At 52.4% G+C, this 22,796-nt stretch carries 20 protein-coding genes; 13 read left to right on the top strand and 7 right to left on the bottom strand.

The genetic code is table 11. The annotated features are described in order from the left end of the window. Window positions 1-58 precede the first annotated feature (58 nt). Window positions 59-322, bottom strand: coding sequence for a 30S ribosomal protein S20 (gene rpsT, locus FEK47_RS12980; protein ID WP_001274019.1), 264 nt, complete (start codon window positions 320-322; stop codon window positions 59-61). Between the two features lie 102 nt (window positions 323-424). On the opposite strand from rpsT, the gene FEK47_RS12975 reads away from it, so the two are divergent. The 12 genes from FEK47_RS12975 to caiF all read left to right on the top strand — a co-directional run bounded on the left by FEK47_RS12975 (window position 425) and on the right by caiF (window position 14,282). Continuing rightward, entirely contained in the window at window positions 425-643 is a 219-nt protein-coding gene (locus tag FEK47_RS12975) for a DUF2575 family protein (RefSeq protein WP_064525381.1), read from the top strand. Window positions 644-650: 7 nt separating this feature from the next. Then, on the top strand, window positions 651-1,592 hold the full coding sequence (gene ribF / locus FEK47_RS12970; RefSeq protein ID WP_138183205.1) for a bifunctional riboflavin kinase/FAD synthetase: 942 nt from the start codon (window positions 651-653) through the stop codon (window positions 1,590-1,592). 42 nt (window positions 1,593-1,634) lie between these two features. Then, the gene (ileS, locus tag FEK47_RS12965; protein WP_001286887.1) at window positions 1,635-4,451 is read left to right on the top strand and encodes an isoleucine--tRNA ligase; all 2,817 of its coding nucleotides are present in this window, start codon (window positions 1,635-1,637) and stop codon (window positions 4,449-4,451) included. Further along, the gene (lspA, locus tag FEK47_RS12960) at window positions 4,451-4,945 is read left to right on the top strand and encodes a signal peptidase II (protein WP_000083369.1); all 495 of its coding nucleotides are present in this window, start codon (window positions 4,451-4,453) and stop codon (window positions 4,943-4,945) included. Before ileS ends, lspA begins: the two co-directional genes overlap by 1 nt. 87 nt (window positions 4,946-5,032) lie before the next feature. Then, window positions 5,033-5,482 (top strand): FKBP-type peptidyl-prolyl cis-trans isomerase, encoded by a 450-nt coding sequence (gene fkpB / locus FEK47_RS12955; protein ID WP_000004655.1) that lies wholly within the window; start codon window positions 5,033-5,035, stop codon window positions 5,480-5,482. 1 nt (window position 5,483) lies between these two features. After that, window positions 5,484-6,434 carry a 4-hydroxy-3-methylbut-2-enyl diphosphate reductase gene (gene ispH / locus FEK47_RS12950; protein ID WP_001166403.1) on the top strand — a complete coding sequence of 317 codons (951 nt, stop codon included), beginning with the start codon at window positions 5,484-5,486 and terminating at the stop codon, window positions 6,432-6,434. Between the two features lie 65 nt (window positions 6,435-6,499). Beyond that, window positions 6,500-7,414 carry a ribonucleoside hydrolase RihC gene (gene rihC / locus FEK47_RS12945; protein ID WP_135486693.1) on the top strand — a complete coding sequence of 305 codons (915 nt, stop codon included), beginning with the start codon at window positions 6,500-6,502 and terminating at the stop codon, window positions 7,412-7,414. 22 nt (window positions 7,415-7,436) lie between these two features. Next, a complete protein-coding gene (locus FEK47_RS12940; RefSeq protein WP_135486692.1) occupies window positions 7,437-7,802 on the top strand; it encodes a DUF805 domain-containing protein in 366 nt (121 codons plus the stop codon). A gap of 160 nt (window positions 7,803-7,962) precedes the next feature. Then, window positions 7,963-8,784 (top strand): 4-hydroxy-tetrahydrodipicolinate reductase, encoded by an 822-nt coding sequence (gene dapB, locus FEK47_RS12935; protein ID WP_135486691.1) that lies wholly within the window; start codon window positions 7,963-7,965, stop codon window positions 8,782-8,784. Window positions 8,785-9,239: 455 nt separating this feature from the next. Next, entirely contained in the window at window positions 9,240-10,388 is a 1,149-nt protein-coding gene (gene carA / locus FEK47_RS12930; RefSeq protein ID WP_001589662.1) for a glutamine-hydrolyzing carbamoyl-phosphate synthase small subunit, read from the top strand. Window positions 10,389-10,405: 17 nt separating this feature from the next. Next, the gene (gene carB / locus FEK47_RS12925) at window positions 10,406-13,627 is read left to right on the top strand and encodes a carbamoyl-phosphate synthase large subunit (protein WP_130259612.1); all 3,222 of its coding nucleotides are present in this window, start codon (window positions 10,406-10,408) and stop codon (window positions 13,625-13,627) included. Window positions 13,628-13,886: 259 nt separating this feature from the next. Next, window positions 13,887-14,282: a carnitine metabolism transcriptional regulator CaiF gene (gene caiF / locus FEK47_RS12920; RefSeq protein ID WP_130204845.1), complete on the top strand. Its 396-nt coding sequence runs from the start codon at window positions 13,887-13,889 to the stop codon at window positions 14,280-14,282. A 118-nt stretch (window positions 14,283-14,400) separates the two neighbouring features. Here the strand turns inward: caiF and caiE are convergent, their stop codons facing one another. From caiE to caiT, 6 genes are all read right to left on the bottom strand, one after another. Next, a complete protein-coding gene (gene caiE, locus FEK47_RS12915; RefSeq protein ID WP_135486690.1) occupies window positions 14,401-14,991 on the bottom strand; it encodes a carnitine operon protein CaiE in 591 nt (196 codons plus the stop codon). Window positions 14,992-14,996: 5 nt separating this feature from the next. Continuing rightward, the gene (gene caiD / locus FEK47_RS12910) at window positions 14,997-15,782 is read right to left on the bottom strand and encodes a crotonobetainyl-CoA hydratase (protein WP_130217476.1); all 786 of its coding nucleotides are present in this window, start codon (window positions 15,780-15,782) and stop codon (window positions 14,997-14,999) included. Window positions 15,783-15,891: 109 nt separating this feature from the next. Next, the gene (gene caiC, locus FEK47_RS12905; protein ID WP_135486689.1) at window positions 15,892-17,445 is read right to left on the bottom strand and encodes a crotonobetaine/carnitine-CoA ligase; all 1,554 of its coding nucleotides are present in this window, start codon (window positions 17,443-17,445) and stop codon (window positions 15,892-15,894) included. Between the two features lie 72 nt (window positions 17,446-17,517). Continuing rightward, entirely contained in the window at window positions 17,518-18,735 is a 1,218-nt protein-coding gene (gene caiB / locus FEK47_RS12900) for an L-carnitine CoA-transferase (RefSeq protein WP_135486688.1), read from the bottom strand. 128 nt (window positions 18,736-18,863) lie between these two features. Further along, window positions 18,864-20,006, bottom strand: a complete 1,143-nt coding sequence (gene caiA, locus FEK47_RS12895; protein WP_130204853.1) for a crotonobetainyl-CoA dehydrogenase — start codon at window positions 20,004-20,006, stop codon at window positions 18,864-18,866. Window positions 20,007-20,036: 30 nt separating this feature from the next. Beyond that, the gene (gene caiT, locus FEK47_RS12890; protein ID WP_135523751.1) at window positions 20,037-21,551 is read right to left on the bottom strand and encodes an L-carnitine/gamma-butyrobetaine antiporter; all 1,515 of its coding nucleotides are present in this window, start codon (window positions 21,549-21,551) and stop codon (window positions 20,037-20,039) included. 472 nt (window positions 21,552-22,023) lie between these two features. Between caiT and FEK47_RS12885 the strand changes: the two genes are divergently transcribed. Beyond that, complete coding sequence (locus FEK47_RS12885) at window positions 22,024-22,794, top strand: electron transfer flavoprotein FixA (RefSeq protein WP_135486687.1); 771 nt, start codon at window positions 22,024-22,026, stop codon at window positions 22,792-22,794. Window positions 22,795-22,796 lie beyond the last annotated feature (2 nt).

Genomic DNA, 22,796 nt, shown 5'->3' with positions numbered 1-22,796 from the left:
CAGACATAAAAAAACCCGCTTGCGCGGGCTTTTTTACAAAGCTGACAACAACAGGCAATTAAGCCAGTTTGTTGATCTGTGCAGTCAGGTTAGCCTTATGACGTGCAGCTTTGTTTTTGTGGATCAGACCTTTAGCAGCCTGACGGTCCACGATCGGTTGCATTTCGTTAAATGCTTTCAGTGCAGCAGCTTTGTCGCCAGCTTCGATAGCTGCGTATACTTTCTTGATGAAAGTACGCATCATAGAGCGACGGCTTGCGTTGTGCTTACGAGCCTTTTCAGACTGAATGGCGCGCTTCTTAGCTGATTTGATATTAGCCAAGGTCCAACTCCCAAATGTGTTCTATATGGACAATTCAAAGGCCGAGGAATATGCCCTTTTAGCCTTCTTTTGTCAATGGATTTGTGCAAATAAGCGCCGTTAATGTGCCGGCGCTCGTTACGTAGTGATGGCGCAGGATTCTACCAGCTTGCGGGGTGTGAATACAGCTTTTCCGCGATAAAAATTGCATCAGGCCGTGAGTTTCTGCCCGTGATTTGCGCCATGGCAATGAAAAGCCACTTCTTTCTGATTTCGGTACTCAATCGCCGGTTAACCTTGACCGCTGTACAAGGTATACTCGGACGATTTTCACTGTTTTGAGCCAGACATGAAGCTGATACGCGGCATACATAATCTCAGCCAGGCCCCGCAAGAAGGGTGTGTGCTGACTATTGGTAATTTCGACGGCGTGCATCGCGGTCATCGCGCGTTGTTACAGGGCTTGCAGGAAGAAGGGCGCAGGCGACACTTACCGGTGATGGTGATGCTTTTTGAACCTCAACCACTGGAACTGTTTGCTACCGATAAAGCCCCGGCAAGACTGACCCGACTGCGGGAAAAACTGCGTTACCTTGCAGAGTGTGGCGTAGATTACGTGCTGTGCGTGCGTTTCGACAGGCGCTTTGCGGCGCTGACTGCGCAAAACTTCATCAGCGATCTTCTGGTGAAGCATTTGCGGGTAAAATTTCTCGCCGTGGGTGACGATTTCCGCTTTGGCGCTGGTCGTGAAGGCGATTTCTTGTTATTACAGAAAGCTGGCGTGGAATACGGCTTTGACATTACCAGTACGCAAACTTTTTGCGAAGGTGGCGTGCGTATCAGCAGCACCGCTGTGCGTCAGGCGCTGGCAGACGATAATCTGGCTCTGGCAGAAAGTTTACTGGGGCACCCGTTTGCCATCTCCGGGCGTGTGGTCCACGGTGATGAATTAGGGCGCACTATAGGTTTCCCAACGGCGAATGTACCGCTACGCCGTCAGGTTTCCCCGGTGAAAGGGGTTTATGCGGTAGAAGTGCTGGGCCTCGGTGAAAAGCCGTTACCCGGCGTGGCAAACATCGGAACACGCCCAACGGTTGCCGGTATTCGCCAGCAGCTGGAAGTGCATTTGTTAGATGTTGCAATGGACCTTTACGGTCGCCATATACAAGTAGTGCTGCGTAAAAAAATACGCAATGAGCAGCGATTTGCGTCGCTGGACGAACTGAAAGCGCAGATTGCGCGTGATGAATTAACCGCCCGCGAATTTTTTGGGCTAACAAAACCGGCTTAAGCCTGTTATGTAATCAAACCGAAATACGGAACCGAGAATCTGATGAGTGACTATAAATCAACCCTGAATTTGCCGGAAACAGGGTTCCCGATGCGTGGCGATCTCGCCAAGCGCGAACCGGGAATGCTGGCGCGTTGGACTGATGATGACCTGTACGGCATCATTCGTGCGGCTAAAAAAGGCAAAAAAACCTTCATTCTGCATGATGGCCCTCCTTATGCGAATGGCAGCATTCATATTGGTCACTCGGTTAACAAGATTCTGAAAGACATTATCGTGAAGTCCAAAGGGCTTTCCGGTTATGACTCGCCGTATGTGCCTGGCTGGGACTGCCACGGTCTGCCGATCGAGCTGAAAGTAGAGCAAGAATACGGTAAGCCGGGTGAGAAATTCACTGCTGCCGAGTTCCGCGCTAAGTGCCGCGAATACGCGGCGACCCAGGTTGACGGTCAGCGTAAAGACTTTATCCGTCTGGGTGTGCTGGGCGACTGGTCGCACCCGTACCTGACCATGGACTTCAAAACTGAAGCCAACATCATCCGCGCGCTGGGCAAAATCATAGGCAACGGTCACCTGCACAAAGGCGCGAAGCCAGTGCACTGGTGCGTTGACTGCCGTTCTGCACTGGCAGAAGCGGAAGTTGAGTATTACGACAAAACTTCTCCGTCCATCGACGTCGCTTTCCAGGCGGTCGATCAGGATGCGCTGAAAGCAAAATTTGGCGTCAGCAACGTTAACGGCCCAATCTCGCTGGTGATCTGGACCACTACGCCGTGGACTCTGCCTGCGAACCGCGCAATCTCTATTGCACCGGATTTCGACTATGCGCTGGTGCAGATCGACGGTCAGGCCGTGATTCTGGCGAAAGATCTGGTTGAAAGCGTGATGCAGCGTATCGGCGTTACCGATTACACCATTCTCGGCACGGTAAAAGGTGCGGAGCTTGAACTGCTGCGCTTTACCCATCCGTTTATGGGCTTCGACGTTCCGGCAATCCTCGGCGATCACGTTACCCTGGATGCCGGTACCGGTGCCGTTCACACCGCGCCTGGCCACGGCCCGGACGACTATGTGATCGGTCAGAAATACGGTCTGGAAACCGCTAACCCGGTTGGCCCGGACGGCACTTATCTGCCGGGTACTTACCCGACGCTGGATGGCGTGAACGTCTTCAAAGCGAACGACATCGTCGTTGCGCTGCTGCAGGAAAAAGGTGCGCTGCTGCACGTTGAGAAAATGCAGCACAGCTATCCGTGCTGCTGGCGTCACAAAACGCCGATCATCTTCCGCGCGACGCCGCAGTGGTTCGTCAGCATGGATCAGAAAGGTCTGCGTGCGCAGTCACTGAAAGAGATCAAAGGCGTGCAGTGGATCCCGGACTGGGGCCAGGCGCGTATCGAGTCGATGGTTGCTAACCGTCCTGATTGGTGTATCTCCCGTCAGCGCACCTGGGGCGTACCGATGTCACTGTTCGTGCACAAAGACACGGAAGAGCTGCATCCGCGTACCCTCGAACTGATGGAAGAAGTGGCTAAACGCGTTGAAGTTGACGGCATCCAGGCGTGGTGGGATCTCGATGCGAAAGAGATCCTCGGCGACGAAGCTGACCAGTATGTGAAAGTGCCGGATACTCTCGACGTATGGTTTGACTCCGGATCTACCCACTCTTCCGTTGTTGACGTGCGTCCTGAATTTGCCGGTCACGCAGCGGACATGTATCTGGAAGGTTCTGACCAGCACCGTGGTTGGTTCATGTCTTCCCTGATGATCTCCACCGCGATGAAGGGCAAAGCGCCGTATCGTCAGGTACTGACCCACGGCTTTACCGTGGATGGTCAGGGTCGCAAGATGTCTAAATCCATCGGCAACACCGTTTCGCCGCAGGATGTGATGAACAAACTGGGCGCGGATATTCTGCGTCTGTGGGTGGCATCAACTGACTACACCGGTGAAATGGCCGTTTCTGACGAGATCCTGAAACGTGCTGCCGACAGCTATCGTCGTATCCGTAACACCGCACGCTTCCTGCTGGCAAACCTCAATGGTTTCGATCCGGCAAAAGATATGGTGAAACCGGAAGAGATGGTGGTACTGGATCGCTGGGCCGTAGGTTGTGCGAAAGCGGCACAGGAAGACATCCTCAAGGCGTACGAAGCATACGATTTCCACGAAGTGGTACAGCGTCTGATGCGCTTCTGCTCCGTTGAGATGGGATCCTTCTACCTCGACATCATCAAAGACCGTCAGTACACCGCCAAAGCGGACAGCGTGGCGCGTCGTAGCTGCCAGACTGCGCTGTATCACATCGCTGAAGCGCTGGTGCGCTGGATGGCACCAATCCTCTCCTTCACCGCTGATGAAGTGTGGGGCTACCTGCCGGGCGAACGTGAAAAATACGTCTTCACCGGCGAGTGGTACGAAGGCCTGTTTGGTCTGGCAGACAGTGAAGCGATGAACGATGCGTTCTGGGACGAGCTGTTGAAAGTGCGTGGCGAAGTGAACAAAGTCATTGAGCAAGCGCGTGCCGATAAGAAAGTGGGTGGCTCGCTGGAAGCGGCAGTAACCTTGTATGCAGAACCGGAACTGGCGGCGAAACTGACCGCGCTGGGCGATGAATTACGATTTGTCCTGTTGACCTCCGGCGCTACCGTTGCAGACTATAACGACGCACCTGCTGATGCTCAGCAGAGCGAAGTACTCAAAGGGCTGAAAGTCGCGTTGAGTAAAGCCGAAGGTGAGAAGTGCCCACGCTGCTGGCACTACACCCAGGATGTCGGCAAGGTGGCGGAACACGCAGAAATCTGCGGCCGCTGTGTCAGCAACGTCGCCGGTGACGGTGAAAAACGTAAGTTTGCCTGATGAGTCAATCGATCTGTTCAACAGGGCTACGCTGGCTGTGGCTGGTGGTAGTCGTGCTGATTATCGATCTGGGCAGCAAATACCTGATCCTCCAGAACTTTGCTCTGGGGGATACGGTCCCGCTGTTCCCGTCGCTTAATCTGCATTATGCGCGTAACTATGGCGCGGCGTTTAGTTTCCTTGCCGATAGCGGCGGCTGGCAGCGTTGGTTCTTTGCCGGTATTGCGATTGGTATTAGCGTGATCCTTGCAGTGATGATGTATCGCTCGAAGGCCACGCAGAAGCTAAACAATATCGCTTACGCGCTGATTATTGGCGGTGCGCTGGGCAACCTGTTCGACCGCCTGTGGCACGGCTTCGTTGTCGATATGATCGACTTCTACGTCGGCGACTGGCACTTCGCCACCTTCAACCTTGCCGATACTGCCATTTGTGTCGGTGCGGCACTGATTGTGCTGGAAGGTTTTTTACCTTCTAAAGCGAAAAAACAATAATAAACCCTGCCGGATAAGGCCTACAGATTGCTGCGAAATCGTAGGCCGCATCCGGCAAAAATCCTCAAAATATAAGAGCAAACCTGCATGTCTGAATCTGTACAGAGCAATAGCGCCGTCCTGGTGCACTTCACGCTAAAACTCGATGATGGCACCACCGCCGAGTCTACCCGCAACAACGGTAAACCGGCGCTGTTCCGCCTGGGCGATGCTTCTCTTTCTGAAGGGCTGGAGCAACACCTGCTGGGGCTGAAAGTGGGCGATAAAACCACCTTCTCGCTGGAGCCAGATGCGGCGTTTGGCGTGCCGTCACCGGACCTGATTCAGTACTTCTCCCGCCGTGAATTTATGGATGCAGGCGAGCCAGAAATTGGCGCAATCATGCTTTTTACCGCAATGGATGGCAGTGAGATGCCTGGTGTGATCCGCGAAATTAACGGCGACTCCATTACCGTTGATTTCAACCATCCGCTGGCCGGGCAGACCGTTCATTTTGATATTGAAGTGCTGGAAATCGATCCGGCACTGGAGGCGTAACATGCAGATCCTGTTGGCCAACCCGCGTGGTTTTTGTGCCGGGGTAGACCGCGCTATCAGCATTGTTGAAAACGCGCTGGCCATTTACGGCGCACCGATTTATGTCCGTCACGAAGTGGTGCATAACCGCTACGTGGTCGATAGCCTGCGTGAGCGCGGGGCTATCTTTATTGAGCAGATCAGCGAAGTGCCGGACGGCGCGATCCTGATTTTCTCCGCACATGGTGTTTCCCAGGCAGTCCGCAACGAAGCGAAAAGCCGCGATCTCACAGTGTTTGATGCCACCTGTCCGCTGGTGACCAAAGTGCATATGGAAGTTGCGCGCGCCAGCCGTCGTGGCGAAGAATCTATTCTCATCGGCCACGCCGGGCATCCGGAAGTGGAAGGTACGATGGGCCAGTACAGTAACCCGGAAGGGGGAATGTATCTGGTCGAATCGCCGGACGATGTGTGGAAACTGACGGTCAAAAACGAAGAGAAACTCTCCTTTATGACCCAGACCACGCTATCGGTGGATGACACGTCTGATGTCATTGACGCACTGCGTAAACGCTTCCCGAAAATTGTCGGTCCGCGCAAAGATGATATCTGCTACGCCACCACTAACCGTCAGGAAGCGGTACGCGCCCTGGCAGAACAGGCGGAAGTGGTACTGGTGGTAGGATCGAAAAACTCCTCCAACTCCAACCGTCTGGCGGAACTGGCCCAGCGAATGGGCAAGCGTGCGTTTTTGATTGACGATGCGACAGATATCCAGGAAGAGTGGGTGAAAGAGGCGAAATGCGTCGGCGTGACTGCTGGCGCATCAGCTCCGGATATTCTGGTACAGAACGTAGTCGCACGTTTACAGCAGCTTGGCGGTGGCGAAGCCATTCCGCTGGAAGGCCGCGAAGAAAATATCGTTTTCGAAGTGCCGAAAGAGCTGCGTGTCGATATTCGTGAAGTCGATTAAGTCATTAGCAGCCTAAGTTATGCGAAAATGCCGGTCTTGTTACCGGCATTTTTTATGGAGAAAACATGCGTTTACCTATCTTCCTCGATACTGACCCCGGCATTGACGATGCCGTCGCCATTGCCGCCGCGATTTTTGCCCCCGAGCTCGACCTGCAACTGATGACCACCGTCGCGGGTAATGTCTCGGTTGAGAAAACTACCCGCAACGCCCTGCAACTGCTGCATTTCTGGAATGCGGAGATTCCGCTCGCCCAGGGAGCCGCTGTGCCGCTGGTACGCGCACCGCGTAATGCAGCTTCTGTGCACGGTGAATCGGGAATGGCTGGCTACGACTTTGTCGAGCACAACAGAAGCCCACTGGACAAACCCGCATTTCTGGCGATTCGTGATGCCCTGCTGCGTGCACCAGAGCCTGTTACCCTAGTGGCCATCGGCCCGTTAACCAATATTGCGCTGTTACTTTCACAATGCCCGGAATGCAAACCGCATATTCGCCGTCTGGTGATCATGGGTGGTTCTGCCGGTCGCGGCAACTGCACACCAAACGCCGAGTTTAATATCGCTGCCGATCCAGAAGCGGCAGCCTGTGTCTTCCGTAGTGGCATCGAAATCGTCATGTGCGGTCTGGATGTCACCAATCAGGCGGTGTTAACTCCTGATTATCTTGCTACATTGCCGGAGTTGAATCGCACCGGAAAAATGCTTCATGCACTGTTTAGCCACTACCGTAGCGGCAGTATGCAAAGCGGCCTGCGAATGCACGATCTCTGCGCTATCGCCTGGCTGGTGCGCCCGGACTTATTCACTCTCAAGCCGTGTTTTGTGGCGGTAGAAACGCAGGGCGAATTTACCTCAGGTACTACGGTTGTTGATATCGACGGTTGCCTGAGTAAACCTGCAAACGTGCAGGTGGCGCTGGATCTGGATGTGAAAGGCTTCCAGCAGTGGGTGGCGGAAGTGCTGGCCCTGGCGCTCTAATCAGAAAACAAGGAAGTGTTCTATGACGTATGGAGAAGCGTATTTCGAAGGGTGGAAAAACATCTTTAATTATGAAGGTGTTGCCAACCGCTTCGAGTTCTGGTCGTTTATGATCGGTAGTGGCGTTATCTGTCTGCTACCGCTTTTATGCTGGTGGTTTGCGGTAACAATGAACAATGACTATGGTGCTTTCATTTTTTTTGCGCTGCCCGCGTCATTTATTTTAACGTTGATTTTTGCCGTACCGGCGATGGCGCTAGCCGTCAGAAGGATGCACGATATCGGATATCCAGGGTGGTGGGTTATCATTGTCGTGTTGATCCCTGTTACGGGCGTAATTCTGCTTATACTTTGCTGCCTGCCGTCAAAGTCACAAGACCAGGCATAATGACAGATGGCATGACGCATCACTTTCTGCGTCATGCCTTTCACTGATATCCCTCCCTGTTTATCATTAATTTCTAATTATCAGCGTTTTCGGCTGGCAGCGTAGCGATGCGCTGGTTACTCTGAAAACGGTCTATGCAAATTAACAAAAGAGAATAGCTATGCATGATGCAAACATCCGCGTTGCCATCGCGGGAGCCGGGGGGCGTATGGGCCGCCAGTTGATTCAGGCGGCGCTGGCATTAGAAGGCGTACAGCTGGGCGCGGCGCTGGAGCGCGAAGGATCTTCTTTACTGGGCAGCGATGCTGGTGAACTGGCCGGCGTCGGAAAAACAGGCGTTACCGTGCAAAGCAGCCTCGACGCGGTAAAAGATGATTTTGATGTGTTTATCGATTTTACCCGTCCGGAAGGTACGCTGAACCATCTCGCTTTTTGTCGCCAGCATGGCAAAGGGATGGTGATTGGTACAACGGGTTTTGATGACGCTGGCAAACAAGCGATTCGTGACGCTGCCACAGATATTGCGATTGTCTTTGCCGCCAATTTTAGCGTTGGCGTTAACGTCATGCTTAAGCTGCTGGAGAAAGCCGCTCAGGTAATGGGTGACTACACCGATATTGAAATTATCGAAGCACATCATAGACATAAAGTCGATGCGCCGTCAGGCACTGCGCTGGCAATGGGGGAGGCGATTGCCCACGCTCTTGATAAAGACCTGAAAGATTGCGCAGTCTACAGTCGTGAAGGCCATACTGGTGAACGTGTTCCTGGCACCATTGGTTTTGCCACTGTACGTGCGGGTGACATCGTGGGGGAACATACCGCCATGTTCGCCGATATCGGCGAACGTCTGGAGATTACCCATAAGGCGTCCAGCCGCATGACATTTGCTAACGGTGCGGTAAGATCGGCATTGTGGCTAAATGGTAAGGAAAGTGGTCTTTTTGATATGCGAGATGTGCTGGATCTCAATAGATTATAACCACAAAACATTTGTGTTGATGCAAAAATAACACATCCAATCTATTGATTATAAAGGGCTTTAATTTTTGGCCCTTTTATTTTTCTTGTTTCGTTTATTAATAATTAAAAAATGGCTAAAAATTAAAGTTTAGTTGCCTGTTTTTGTTGTTTTAATGTAAATTTTGACCATCTGGTCCACTTTTTTCTAATGGTTTTGGTTTTATGCAATTTTCTTGCTGCGCAAGCGTTTTCCAGAACGGGTTAGATGATGTTTTTGCCGCTTAATGCCTGTAAAACATGCATGAGCCACAAAATAATATAAAAAATCCCGCCATTAAGTTGACTTTTAGCTCCCATATCTCCAGAATGCCGCCGTTTGCCAGAAATTCGTCGGTAAGCAGATTTGCATTGATTTACGTCATCATTGTGAATTAATATGCAAATAAAGTGAGTGAATATTCTCTGGAGGGTGTTTTGATTAAGTCAGCGCTATTGGTTCTGGAAGACGGAACCCAGTTTCACGGTCGGGCCATAGGGGCAACAGGTTCGGCGGTTGGGGAAGTCGTTTTCAATACTTCAATGACCGGTTATCAAGAAATCCTCACTGATCCTTCCTATTCTCGTCAAATCGTTACTCTTACTTATCCCCATATTGGCAATGTCGGCACTAATGACGCCGATGAAGAATCCTCTCAGGTACATGCACAAGGTCTGGTGATTCGCGACCTGCCGCTGATTGCCAGCAACTTCCGCAACACCGAAGACCTCTCTTCTTACCTGAAACGCCATAACATCGTGGCGATTGCCGATATCGATACCCGTAAGCTGACGCGTTTACTGCGCGAGAAAGGCGCACAGAATGGCTGCATTATCGCAGGCGATAACCCGGATGCGGCGCTGGCGTTAGAAAAAGCCCGCGCGTTCCCAGGTCTGAACGGCATGGATCTGGCAAAAGAAGTCACCACCGCAGAAGCCTATAGCTGGACACAAGGGAGCTGGACGCTGACCGGAGGCCTGCCAGAAGCGAAAAAAGAAGACGAGCTGCCGTTCCACGTCGTGGCTTATGATTTTGGTGCCAAGCGCAACATCCTGCGGATGCTGGTGGACAGAGGCTGTCGCCTGACCATCGTTCCAGCGCAAACTTCTGCGGAAGATGTGCTGAAAATGAATCCAGACGGCATCTTCCTCTCCAACGGTCCTGGCGACCCGGCCCCGTGTGATTACGCCATTACCGCCATCCAGAAATTCCTCGAAACCGACATCCCGGTATTCGGCATCTGCCTCGGTCATCAGCTGCTGGCGCTGGCGAGCGGTGCGAAGACCATCAAAATGAAATTTGGTCACCACGGCGGCAACCATCCGGTTAAAGATGTGGAGAAAAACGTGGTGATGATCACCGCCCAGAACCACGGTTTTGCGGTGGACGAAGCAACATTACCTGCAAACCTGCGTGTCACGCATAAATCCCTGTTCGACGGTACGTTACAGGGCATTCATCGCACCGATAAACCGGCGTTCAGCTTCCAGGGGCACCCTGAAGCCAGCCCTGGTCCGCACGACGCAGCGCCGTTGTTCGACCACTTTATCGAGTTAATTGAGCAGTACCGTAAAACCGCTAAGTAATCAGGAGTAAAAGAGCCATGCCAAAACGTACAGATATAAAAAGTATCCTGATTCTGGGTGCGGGCCCGATTGTTATCGGTCAGGCGTGTGAGTTTGACTACTCTGGCGCGCAAGCATGTAAAGCCCTGCGCGAAGAAGGTTACCGCGTCATTCTGGTGAACTCTAACCCGGCGACCATCATGACCGACCCGGAAATGGCTGATGCGACCTACATCGAGCCGATTCACTGGGAAGTGGTACGCAAGATTATTGAAAAAGAGCGCCCGGATGCGGTGCTGCCAACGATGGGCGGTCAGACGGCGCTGAACTGCGCGCTGGAGCTGGAGCGTCAGGGCGTGTTGGAAGAGTTCGGCGTGACTATGATTGGTGCGACCGCCGATGCGATTGATAAAGCAGAAGACCGCCGTCGTTTCGACGTAGCGATGAAGAAAATCGGTCTGGAAACTGCGCGTTCCGGTATCGCACACACGATGGAAGAAGCGCTGGCGGTTGCCGCTGACGTGGGCTTCCCGTGCATTATTCGCCCATCCTTCACAATGGGCGGTAGCGGTGGCGGTATCGCTTATAACCGTGAAGAGTTTGAAGAAATTTGCGCCCGCGGTCTGGATCTCTCCCCAACCAAAGAGCTGCTGATTGATGAGTCGCTGATCGGCTGGAAAGAGTACGAGATGGAAGTGGTGCGTGATAAAAACGACAACTGCATCATCGTCTGCTCTATCGAAAACTTTGATGCGATGGGCATCCACACCGGTGACTCCATCACTGTCGCGCCAGCGCAAACGCTGACCGACAAAGAATATCAAATCATGCGTAACGCCTCGATGGCGGTGCTGCGTGAAATCGGCGTTGAAACCGGTGGTTCCAACGTTCAGTTTGCGGTGAACCCGAAAAACGGTCGCCTGATTGTTATCGAAATGAACCCGCGCGTGTCCCGTTCTTCGGCGCTGGCGTCGAAAGCCACCGGCTTCCCGATTGCTAAAGTAGCGGCGAAACTGGCGGTGGGTTACACCCTCGACGAACTGATGAACGACATCACCGGCGGGCGTACTCCGGCCTCCTTCGAGCCGTCCATCGACTACGTGGTCACCAAAATTCCTCGCTTCAACTTCGAAAAATTCGCCGGTGCTAACGACCGTCTGACCACTCAGATGAAATCGGTTGGTGAAGTGATGGCGATTGGTCGCACGCAGCAGGAATCCCTGCAAAAAGCGCTGCGCGGCCTGGAAGTCGGTGCGACTGGATTCGACCCGAAAGTGAGCCTCGATGACCCGGAAGCGTTAACCAAAATCCGTCGCGAACTGAAAGACGCAGGCGCAGAGCGTATCTGGTACATCGCCGATGCTTTCCGTGCGGGCCTGTCTGTGGACGGCGTCTTCAACCTGACCAACATTGACCGCTGGTTCCTGGTGCAGATTGAAGAACTGGTGCGTCTGGAAGAGAAAGTGGCGGAAGTGGGCATCACTGGCCTGAACGCTGACTTCCTGCGTCAGTTGAAACGCAAAGGCTTTGCCGATGCGCGTCTGGCAAAACTGGCAGGCGTACGCGAAGCGGAAATCCGTAAGCTGCGTGACCAGTATGACCTGCACCCGGTCTACAAGCGCGTGGATACCTGTGCGGCAGAATTTGCCACCGACACCGCTTACATGTACTCCACTTATGAAGAAGAGTGCGAAGCGAATCCGTCTACCGACCGTGAAAAAATCATGGTGCTTGGCGGCGGTCCAAACCGTATCGGTCAGGGTATCGAATTCGACTACTGCTGCGTACACGCCTCGCTGGCGCTACGCGAAGACGGTTACGAAACCATTATGGTTAACTGTAACCCGGAAACCGTCTCCACCGACTACGACACGTCCGATCGCCTCTACTTCGAGCCGGTAACTCTGGAGGATGTGCTGGAAATCGTGCGTATCGAGAAGCCGAAAGGCGTTATCGTTCAGTACGGCGGTCAGACCCCGCTGAAACTGGCGCGTGCACTGGAAGCCGCTGGTGTACCGGTTATCGGCACCAGCCCGGATGCTATCGACCGTGCAGAAGACCGTGAACGTTTCCAGCATGCGGTTGATCGTCTGAAACTGAAACAACCGGCGAACGCCACCGTTACCGCTATTGAAATGGCGGTTGAGAAGGCAAAAGAGATTGGCTACCCGCTGGTGGTGCGTCCGTCTTACGTTCTCGGCGGTCGGGCGATGGAAATCGTCTACGACGAAGCAGACCTGCGTCGCTACTTCCAGACGGCGGTGAGTGTCTCTAACGATGCGCCAGTGTTGCTGGATCACTTCCTCGATGACGCGGTAGAAGTGGATGTGGACGCCATCTGCGACGGCGAAATGGTGCTGATTGGCGGCATCATGGAGCACATCGAGCAGGCGGGCGTGCACTCCGGTGACTCCGCATGTTCTCTGCCAGCCTACACCTTAAGTCAGGAAATTCAGGATGTGATGCGCCAGCAGGTGCAGAAACTGGCCTTCGAATTGCAGGTGCGCGGCCTGATGAACGTGCAGTTTGCGGTGAAAAACAACGAAGTCTACCTGATTGAAGTTAACCCGCGTGCGGCGCGTACCGTTCCGTTCGTCTCCAAAGCCACCGGCGTGCCGCTGGCAAAAGTGGCGGCGCGTGTGATGGCTGGCAAATCGCTGGCTGAGCAGGGCGTAACCAAAGAAGTTATCCCGCCGTACTACTCGGTGAAAGAAGTGGTGCTGCCGTTCAATAAATTCCCGGGCGTTGACCCGCTGTTAGGGCCAGAAATGCGCTCTACCGGGGAAGTGATGGGCGTCGGTCGCACCTTCGCGGAAGCGTTCGCCAAAGCGCAGCTGGGCAGTAACTCCACCATGAAGAAACAGGGCCGTGCGCTGCTCTCCGTGCGCGAAGGCGATAAAGAACGCGTGGTGGACCTGGCGGCAAAACTGCTGAAACAGGGCTTCGAGCTGGATGCGACCCACGGCACGGCGATTGTGCTGGGCGAAGCAGGCATTAATCCGCGTCTGGTGAACAAGGTGCATGAAGGTCGTCCGCACATTCAGGACCGCATCAAGAATGGCGAATATACCTACATCATCAACACCACCTCAGGCCGTCGTGCGATTGAAGACTCCCGCGTGATCCGTCGCAGTGCGCTGCAATATAAAGTGCATTATGACACCACCCTGAACGGTGGTTTCGCTACCGCGATGGCGCTGAATGCCGATGCGACTGAAAAAGTAATTTCGGTGCAGGAAATGCACGCACAGATCAAATAATAGCGTGTGATGGCGGATATGTTTTATTCGCCAATTTGATCGAATAACTAATACGGTTCTCGAAAGAGGACCGTTTTTTTACCTGTAAGACAAAACTTTGTTGGAATTCATATTTTTGATGGCGTAAGCAGGATTTTGCTCACACTAATCCTTCGTTAGGTTGCATACTATCGATATATCCACAATTTTAATATGGCCTTGTTTAATTGCTGCAAAACGAGTCATAGCCAGTCTTTTAATTTGTGAAACTGGAGTTCGTATGTGTGAAGGATGTGTTGAAAAACCACTCTATTTGTTAATCGCCGAATGGATGATGGCTGAAAACCGGTGGGTGATAGCAAGAGAGATCTCTATTCATTTCGATATTGAACACAGCAAGGCGGTTAATACCCTGACTTATATTCTGTCGGAAGTCGCAGAAATAAGCTGCGAAGTTAAGATGATCCCTAATAAGCTGGAAGGGCGGGGATGCCAGTGCCAGCGACTGGTAAAAGTGGTCGATATCGATGAGCAAATTTACGCGCGCCTGCGCAATAACAGCCGAGATAAATTAGTCGGTGTAAGAAAGACGCCGCGTATTCCTGCCGTTCCGCTCACGGAACTTAACCGCGAGCAGAAGTGGCAGATGATGTTGTCAAAGAGTATGCGTCGTTAATGTCATTTCGATGATACCGTGCGACCTGGTCGCCGGATGCGATGCTGGCGCATCTTATCCGGCCTACGGTTGCTCTCCAGCCGGGTTGGATAAGGCGTTTATGCCGCATCCGACGATGTTACCGTTTCGGCGTCACATCCGTCGTCCCCTGCAAACGGGGGCGATTTTCCTCCATTTGCCTCAACGGCTGCGTTTCATGTAACGATGCATGACAGCGCCCGACAAGATCCTGATATTCTTTGGTATTCAACCGCTTCCAGTGTAACTCGTCGTCACTCACACTGCGCACAGCGCGGGCTGGCGTGCCCATCAACAACTGGCGTTTCTCGCCGCTAAAGCCCGCTTTGACAAAGCTCATGGCGGCAACAATGCTCTCTTCGCCAATGACCGCGCCATCCATAATCACGCTGTTCATCCCGACCAATGTATCGCGACCAATCATGCAGCCATGTAGGATCGCTCCGTGCCCGATATGGCCGTTTTCTCCAACGATGGTGTCAGTGTCGCAGTAGCCATGCATAATGCAGCCATCCTGAATATTGGCTCCCGCTTGCACGATCAACCGCCCGTAATCACCACGCAGTGAGGCGAGGGGGCCGATGTAGACTCCGGCCCCCACAATCACATCGCCAATCAAGACTGCACTGGGATGGACAAACGCCGTCGGGTGAACCACCGGAATTAACCCCTCAAAGGCGTAATAGCTCACGGTTGTTAACGTCCTTTCCACACCGGATCGCGCTTCTCGGCAAACGCCAGCGGCCCTTCAAGGGCATCTTCCGAATGCAGAACCGATGGATAGTGTTTCAACACGCCGCTGCGAATATAGCGATACGCTTCTTCTACTGGCATTTCGCTGGTGGTGCGGTAGATCTCTTTCAGCGCCGCAATTGCCAGCGGGGCGCTGTCAACCAGTTGCTGCGCCAGTTCGCGGGCGTTATCCATCAATTCCGCCTGGCTAACCACTCGGTTGACTACCCCCCAACGCAGCGCCTCTTCTGCGCCCATTCTTCTGCCAGTCATTACCATTTCATTGACGATGGCAGGCGGCAGGATCTTCGGCAGACGCAGCACACCGCCGCTGTCAGGAACGATGCCCAGTTTGGCTTCCGGCAGGGCGAAGCTGGCGTTATCGGCACAAACAATAAAATCTGCCGCCAGCGCCAGTTCAAAGCCGCCGCCAAAGGCGTAGCCATTCACGGCTGCGATGACCGGTTTATCCAGATTGAAAATTTCGGTTAAGCCCGCAAAACCACCCGGACCAAAGTCAGCATCCGGTGCTTCGCCTTCTGCTGCTGCTTTTAAATCCCAGCCTGCGGAAAAGAATTTCTCTCCGGCACCGGTAATAATGGCGACACGTAATTGCGGGTCGTCACGGAAATTTAGAAATACTTCGCCCATTTCAAAGCTGGTTTTCGCATCAATAGCATTCGCTTTTGGTCGATCAAGGGTAATTTCCAGAATTGATCCATTGCGGGTCAGATGTAATGATTCACTCATTCCTTTTCTCCATTTTTGCTTTTTCAGGGACGACAACGGCCCTGCAAAAAAATGCATATTATTGTTGAACGTGATTATTACCAGACAGAGTAGTACCCTGCTGTAGTGTTTATTTCAGCGCCTTTCTGATTATTTTCCCCGAGCAATTACGCGGTAGATCTTTTCTGATCTCCAGATAAGAAGGCACTTTAAATTTCGCCATATTCTGTTCGCAAAAGTAGAAGAATTCCTCTTCGCTCAATATTTCACCTTCATTCAGCACCACAAACGCTTTGATGGCTTCATCGCGAATCGAATCGTTAATACCAACAACCACGATGTCCTGAATTTTCGGGTGCGCGGCGATAATATTTTCCAGCTCCACGCAGGAGACATTCTCCCCACCGCGTTTGATCATATTGCAGCGGCGATCGACGAAATAAAAAAAGCCCTCTTCGTCGCGGTATCCGGTATCGCCGGTATGCAGCCAGCCATCGGCTTCCAGCACTTTCGCAGTGGCTTGTGGGTTGAGAAAGTACTCTTTGAAGATGGTTTTCCCAGGTACGCCTTTAATGCAGATTTCACCGATCTCACCTGCCGGGAGCAGACGATTGTGATCGTCGCGAATCTCCGCTTCGTAGCAAAAACCCGCCCGACCAATCGACGGCCAGCGTCGTTTATCGCCAGGGCGATCGCCGATAATGCCCACAATGGTTTCTGTCATCCCATAAGACGTCAGCAAGCGAACGCCGAAGCGTTCACAAAACGCATCTTTTTCCTGCTCCGACAGGTTGAGATAAAACATCACTTCCCGCAGGCGGTGTTGCTGATCGTTCGCTGAAGGCGGCTGCACCATCAAGGTACGGATCATCATCGGAATACATTCGGTAATGGTGGCGCGGTACTTCTGTACCTGTCCCCAGAAGGCGCGGGCGCTGTATTTCTCGACCAGCACAAAGGTGGCTCCGGCAGAAAACGCCGCCATCGCCGCAGTACACTGGCAATCGATATGAAACGCAGGCATTACCGTCAGGTAGACGTCATCGTCACGCAGTGCGCACTGCCAGGCGGAGTAATATCCAGCGAAGCGCAGGTTGTAATGGGTAATCACCACACCTTTCGGTCGGGAAGTGGTACCGGAGGTAAAGAGAATTTCCGCCGTATCGTCGGTCGATAGCGGCGGTGCATAGCACAAGGTTACAGGTTGTTGATTTTTCAGTTGAGTAAACGAACTCACGCCATCATCAGCGGGAAGCTCCACATCTGTCAGGCAAATGTGCCGCAACTGCGAGGCATCTTCCTGCTGAATCTGTTGATACATAGGATAGAATTGTGCACTGGTTACCAGCAGGCACGCCTGGCTATTTTGCAGGATCCACGCGCTTTCTTCGCGCAACAGGCGGGCGTTAATCGGCACCATAATTGCGCCAATTTTTGCCAGCCCGAACCAGCAAAAGATAAATTCCGGGCAGTTGTCGAGATGTAGAGCAACCTTGTCGCCTTTGCGAATCCCCAGCGTATAAAACAGGTTTGCCGTGCGGTTAATCTCCTGATTTAACTCAAGATAACTATACCGGTTAACGACTCCGCCGCTGGATTCACAAATCAGCGCCGTTTTATGACCGTAAACGTCCGCCAGATCGTCCCACATTTGACGTAGATGTTGTCCGCCAATGATATCCATTGCACCTCTATCCATTTTGTTCGTTTGTTATTGGGCGGGCGCTAGTCAGGCAAGCCGACTGGCGCCACGCGTTTAGTCCTCAACTTTGGCCAGACCTTTGCTGACCAACTCCTGAATGTCGTTTTCGCTGTAGCCGATAGTTTTCAAAATGGCAGCCGTGTCCATGCCATGTGATGGCATTCCACGCCAGATTTGGCCGGGGTTATTTTTGAATTTCGGCATCACGTTCGGCCCTTTGCAGGTGCGACCATCCATCGTTTGCCACTGGGTGATTGATTCACGGGCCACATACTGTGGATTGCTTTCCAGTTCCGGTACGGTCAGTACTTTGGCGCAGGCGATATTCAGTTCAGCAAAGCGTTCTTTAACTTCTGCGATGGTATGTGCCGCCAGCCAGGCATCGAGTTTCTCTTCAACCAGCGGGCCGTAAGGGCATTCGATACGGTGAATAAGCTGGGTGCCTTCCGGGATTTCCGGCGTACCGAGCAGATGTACGAGTCCAATATCTTTAAAGCATTCTGCAATCTGAGTAATGCCCACCAGTTCCATCACGATGTAGCCGTCGGCGCATTTGTACAGACCGCAACCGGCGTAGTAGGGATCTTTCCCTTTGGTCATGCGCGGGCACATTTCGCCGCCGTTGAAGTAATCCATCATGAAGTACTGGCCCATACGCAGCATCACTTCATACATGGCGATGTCGATACTTTCGCCTTTTCCGGTTTCGCGCACTTTATGCAGTGCTGCCAGCGCCGCCGTGGTGGCAGTCAGGCCAGAAAAGTAATCGGCGGTATACGGGAAGGCAGGCATTGGCTGGTCAACATCACCGTTCTGAATCAGGTAACCACTGAAGGCCTGGGCGATGGTGTTATAGGCCGGAAGATTGGTGTACTCCTCGGTGCCGTACTGACCAAAACCGGACAGGTGAGCGATAACCAGTTTCGGGTTGTGCTGCCACAGTACTTCATCGGTAATGCCACGACGGGCAAAGGCCGGACCTTTACTGGCTTCGATGAAGATATCGGTGGTTTCCATTAATTTCAGAAACGCTTCGCGGCCTTCATCTTTGAAAATATTTAACGACAGCGCGTGCAAATTGCGGCGGGAGAGCTGCGGGTAGTTAGGTTGAACGCGAATGGTGTCGGCCCAGGCGACGTTCTCGATCCAGATAACTTCCGCACCCCATTCTGCGAACATTTGCCCGGCGAACGGTCCGGCGATTTCGATACCGGAGAAGACAACGCGCAATCCGGCCAGCGGCCCGAATTTCGGCATGGGTAGATGATCCATTATTAGCTCCTGAAAAATTTGTGTAGCGCATGACTGCCGGATGCGGCGTAAACGCCTTATCCGGCCTACATTCGTGCTCCCGTAGGCCTGATAAGACGCATCAGCGTCGCATCAGGCAGCGCACGGACTTAGCGGTATTGCTTCAGTACCGCACGACCCAGCGTCAGGATCTGCATTTCGTCAGATCCGCCGGAGACGCGGTCTACACGCAGATCACGCCAGAAGCGGCTGATGCGGTGGTTGCCCGCAATCCCGACACCGCCCAGCACCTGCATTGCGCTATCCACCACTTCAAATGCCGCATTGGCGCAGAAGTATTTGCACATTGCCGCATCACCAGAGGTGATGGTGCCGTTGTCTGCTTTCCACGCTGCTTCATACAGCATGTTTTTCATGGAGTTTAATTTGATCGCCATGTGGGCGAATTTTTCCTGAATCAACTGGAAACGACCAATCGCCTCGCCAAACTGCACGCGTTGGTTGGCGTAGCGCGCCGCATCTTCAAAGGCGCACATCGCTGTACCATAGTTGGTCAGGGCTACCAGGAAACGTTCATGGTCGAACTCTTCTTTGACGCGGTTAAAGCCGTTACCTTCCCGACCGAACATGTCTTTCTCGTCCAGTTCCACATCGTCAAAGGTGATTTCACAGCAGCTATCCATACGCAGACCGAGCTTCTCAAGTTTGGTCACTTTGATGCCCGGTTTGCTCATATCAACAAACCATTCGGTGTAGACAGGTTTGTCCGGAGAAGCCCCGTCGCGCGCCATCACCACGATGTACGGGGTGTAGGCGCTGCTGGTAATAAAACACTTACTACCATTAAGATAAATCTTACCATTTCTACGGGTATAAGTCGTTTTCAGGCTACCCACGTCAGAGCCCGCGCCCGGTTCGGTAATCGCGGAGTTCCACATCTGCTTACCGGTGCCGCGGAATGCCATAATCTTGTCGATCTGCTCTTGTGTGCCTTCACGCAGGATGGTGTTAAACCCGCCCGGCAACTGGTACAGCACATAGGTTGGCGCCCCCAGGCGTCCCAGCTCCATCCACACGGCGGCGAGGGTAACGAACCCCGCGTCCAGACCACCGTGCTCTTCCGGGATCAGCAGGCTGTCGATATCCATATCCGCCAGTGCTTTGACAAAACGTTCCGGGTAGACGCTGTCACGGTCGCACTCGGCAAAATAGGCCTCCCAGTTTTCGCTGGCCATCAGTTCGCGGATACCGGCGACAAACAGTTCCTGCTCATCATTTAAATTAAAATCCATCTTTCAACCTCTTGATATTTTGGGGGTTAATTAATCTTTCCAGTTCTGTTTCGCGTCTTTAATAAAGGAGAGCGTCACCATAATGTTGACGAAGAACAGCGGGCATCCTCCGGCGATAATCGCGGTTTGAATCGGTTTCAGGCCGCCGAGCGCCAGCAGAACAATACCGATAATGCCAACCAACACTGACCAGCCGATACGCACCAGCAGTGGCGGTTCTTCACCGTCGCGCACTTCGCGGCAGGTGGACATCGCCAGGGTGTAAGAGCAGGCGTTAATCAGGGTAACGGTGGCAATAAAGCAGAGAATGAAGAAGCCCCACATGGTGGCAGTGCTGAGCGGCAGAGCGGCCCAGGTTTCGATGATGGCGCGCGCCACACCGTACTGTTCGATCAGGTTTGGAATGTTGATGATGTTTTTATCCATCAACAGCAGAGTGTTACTGCCGAGCACGGTCCACAGGATCCAGGTGGATGCTGTCAGCCCCATCACCATACCGAAGCACAGTTCACGCACGGTACGACCACGGGAAATACGCGCCAGGAAGATACTCATCTGGATGGCGTAAATTACCCACCATGCCCAGTAGAACACGGTCCAGCCCTGCGGGAAGCCGCCTTTGCCAACGGCATCGGTATAGAACAACATGCGCGGCAGATACATCAGCAACATCCCCACCGAGTCGGTGAAGTAGTTCATGATGAAGCTGGCGCCGCTGACGATGAATACCCAGCCAAGCATCAGGAAACTCAGATAGCTGCGCACATCGCTGGCGATTTTTACCCCTTTTTGCAGACCACAGGCTACGCAGATAGCGTTGAGGATGATCCAGCAGGTAATGATAATAGCGTCCAGTTGCAGGGTATGCGGAATACCAAACAGATACTGCATACACTCGGTCACCAGCGGCGTGGCAAGACCCAGACTGGTTCCCATTGCGAAGATCAGCGCCACCAGATAGAAGTTATCGACGATAGTGCCAAACAAGCCTTTGGCATGTTTTTCACCGACCAGCGGCACCAGAGTGGAGCTGGGGCGAATCACATCCATTTTGCGGACAAAGAAGAAGTACGCGAAGGCGACGGAAAGGAAGCTGTAAGTGGCCCACGGTAGCGGTCCCCAGTGGAACAAACTGTAGGCCAGCCCCAGTTCTTTCGCGCCAGTGGAGTTTGGCGCTAAAGCAAATGGCGGCGTGGAGATGTAGTAGTAGATCTCAATCGACCCCCAGAACAGTACGGCAGCAGACGTACAGGAGGCAAACATCATAAAGATCCAACTGGCGGTGCTGAACTCAGGGGGTTCGTTACCTAAACGCTTTTTGGCATACGGGCCAAATACCAGCCAGAACCAACCAAAAAGCATCACCACCATATACCATTCAAATGCCCATCCCCATACATTGGTGACGTAACTGAATACAGCATTAATAACGACATTCGCCGCATCCAGATCTCTGACTGTAAGCCAACAAAGTATGCCAACGATTATTAATGGCGGAAAGAACACCTTCGGTTCTATTCCCGTTTTTCTCTTTTCTTTTGTCATGAGTTAATTCCACTGTAAAAATAAATATTTATTTAGCGTTCCCGTTTGTTTTATTTTTGTTAACATTTAATATAATTATTATTAACCTCGTGGACGCGTTAATGGCTAACTCATAATGGGTATTCAACTGGCTGCATTCTGTGATGTAAACCACAGTTTTTTATCGGGTAAAAACAGAGTGTCTTTGTGTAAATATCCATTATCAATCAATATGATGAGTTTGATTGTGAGTAAAAAAATAGCATCTGACTTTCAATATTGGTGATCCATAAAACAATATTGAAAATTTCTTTTTGCTACGCCATGTTTTCAATATTGGTGAGGAACTTAACAATATTGAAAGTTGGATTTATCTGCGTGTGACATTTTCAATATTGGTGATTAAAGTTTTATTCCCGAATTAAAGGACGTGATATCTGTAATTAACACCACCGATATGAACGACGTTTCCTTCATGATTTCTGGAGATGCAATGAAGATTATTACTTGCTATAAGTGCGTGCCTGATGAACAGGATATTGCGATCAATAATGCTGATGGTTCATTAGATCTCAGCAAAGCCGATGCCAAAATAAGCCAATACGATCTCAACGCTATTGAAGCGGCTTGCCAGTTAAAACAGCAGGCGGCAGAGGCGCAGGTGACGGCCTTAAGTGTGGGCGGTAAAGCCCTGACCAACGCCAAAGGGCGTAAAGATGTGCTATCGCGCGGCCCGGATGAACTGATTGTGGTGATTGATGACCAGTTTGAGCAGGCACTGCCGCAACAAACGGCGAGCGCACTGGCTGCCGCCGCCCAGAAAGCAGGCTTTGATTTGATCCTCTGTGGCGATGGTTCTTCCGACCTTTATGCCCAGCAGGTTGGTTTGCTGGTAGGCGAAATCCTCAATATTCCGGCAGTTAACGGCGTCAGCAAAATTATCTCCCTGACGGCAGATACCCTCACCGTTGAGCGCGAACTGGAAGATGAAACAGAAACCTTAAGCATTCCGCTGCCTGCGGTTGTTGCTGTTTCCACTGATATCAACTCCCCACAAATTCCTTCGATGAAAGCCATTCTCGGCGCGGCGAAAAAGCCAGTCCAGGTATGGTCGGCGGCGGATATCGGTTTTAACGCAGAGTCAGCCTGGTCTGAACAACAGGTTGCCGCGCCGAAACAGCGCGAGCGTCAGCGCATCGTGATTGAAGGCGACGGCGAAGAACAGATCGCCGCATTTGCTGAAAATCTTCGCAAAGTCATTTAATT

The organism is Escherichia sp. E3659, from assembly GCF_005781135.1.
Taxonomy (GTDB): Bacteria; Pseudomonadota; Gammaproteobacteria; order Enterobacterales; family Enterobacteriaceae; genus Escherichia.
Note: the sequence above shows the minus strand (reverse complement) of the source record. Positions and strands in the feature narration are given on the sequence as shown.

Coding starts and splice junctions, on each gene's coding strand:
- caiC (WP_135486689.1), bottom strand. CDS start 17,445: ATGGATATCATTGGCGGACAACATCTACGTCAAATGTGGGACGATCTG.
- caiD (WP_130217476.1), bottom strand. CDS start 15,782: ATGAGTGAATCATTACATCTGACCCGCAATGGATCAATTCTGGAAATT.
- rihC (WP_135486693.1), top strand. CDS start 6,500: ATGCGTTTACCTATCTTCCTCGATACTGACCCCGGCATTGACGATGCC.
- caiT (WP_135523751.1), bottom strand. CDS start 21,551: ATGACAAAAGAAAAGAGAAAAACGGGAATAGAACCGAAGGTGTTCTTT.
- caiF (WP_130204845.1), top strand. CDS start 13,887: ATGTGTGAAGGATGTGTTGAAAAACCACTCTATTTGTTAATCGCCGAA.
- ispH (WP_001166403.1), top strand. CDS start 5,484: ATGCAGATCCTGTTGGCCAACCCGCGTGGTTTTTGTGCCGGGGTAGAC.
- carB (WP_130259612.1), top strand. CDS start 10,406: ATGCCAAAACGTACAGATATAAAAAGTATCCTGATTCTGGGTGCGGGC.
- fkpB (WP_000004655.1), top strand. CDS start 5,033: ATGTCTGAATCTGTACAGAGCAATAGCGCCGTCCTGGTGCACTTCACG.
- FEK47_RS12940 (WP_135486692.1), top strand. CDS start 7,437: ATGACGTATGGAGAAGCGTATTTCGAAGGGTGGAAAAACATCTTTAAT.
- caiB (WP_135486688.1), bottom strand. CDS start 18,735: ATGGATCATCTACCCATGCCGAAATTCGGGCCGCTGGCCGGATTGCGC.
- caiA (WP_130204853.1), bottom strand. CDS start 20,006: ATGGATTTTAATTTAAATGATGAGCAGGAACTGTTTGTCGCCGGTATC.
- FEK47_RS12975 (WP_064525381.1), top strand. CDS start 425: ATGTGCCGGCGCTCGTTACGTAGTGATGGCGCAGGATTCTACCAGCTT.
- FEK47_RS12885 (WP_135486687.1), top strand. CDS start 22,024: ATGAAGATTATTACTTGCTATAAGTGCGTGCCTGATGAACAGGATATT.
- ribF (WP_138183205.1), top strand. CDS start 651: ATGAAGCTGATACGCGGCATACATAATCTCAGCCAGGCCCCGCAAGAA.
- ileS (WP_001286887.1), top strand. CDS start 1,635: ATGAGTGACTATAAATCAACCCTGAATTTGCCGGAAACAGGGTTCCCG.
- dapB (WP_135486691.1), top strand. CDS start 7,963: ATGCATGATGCAAACATCCGCGTTGCCATCGCGGGAGCCGGGGGGCGT.
- lspA (WP_000083369.1), top strand. CDS start 4,451: ATGAGTCAATCGATCTGTTCAACAGGGCTACGCTGGCTGTGGCTGGTG.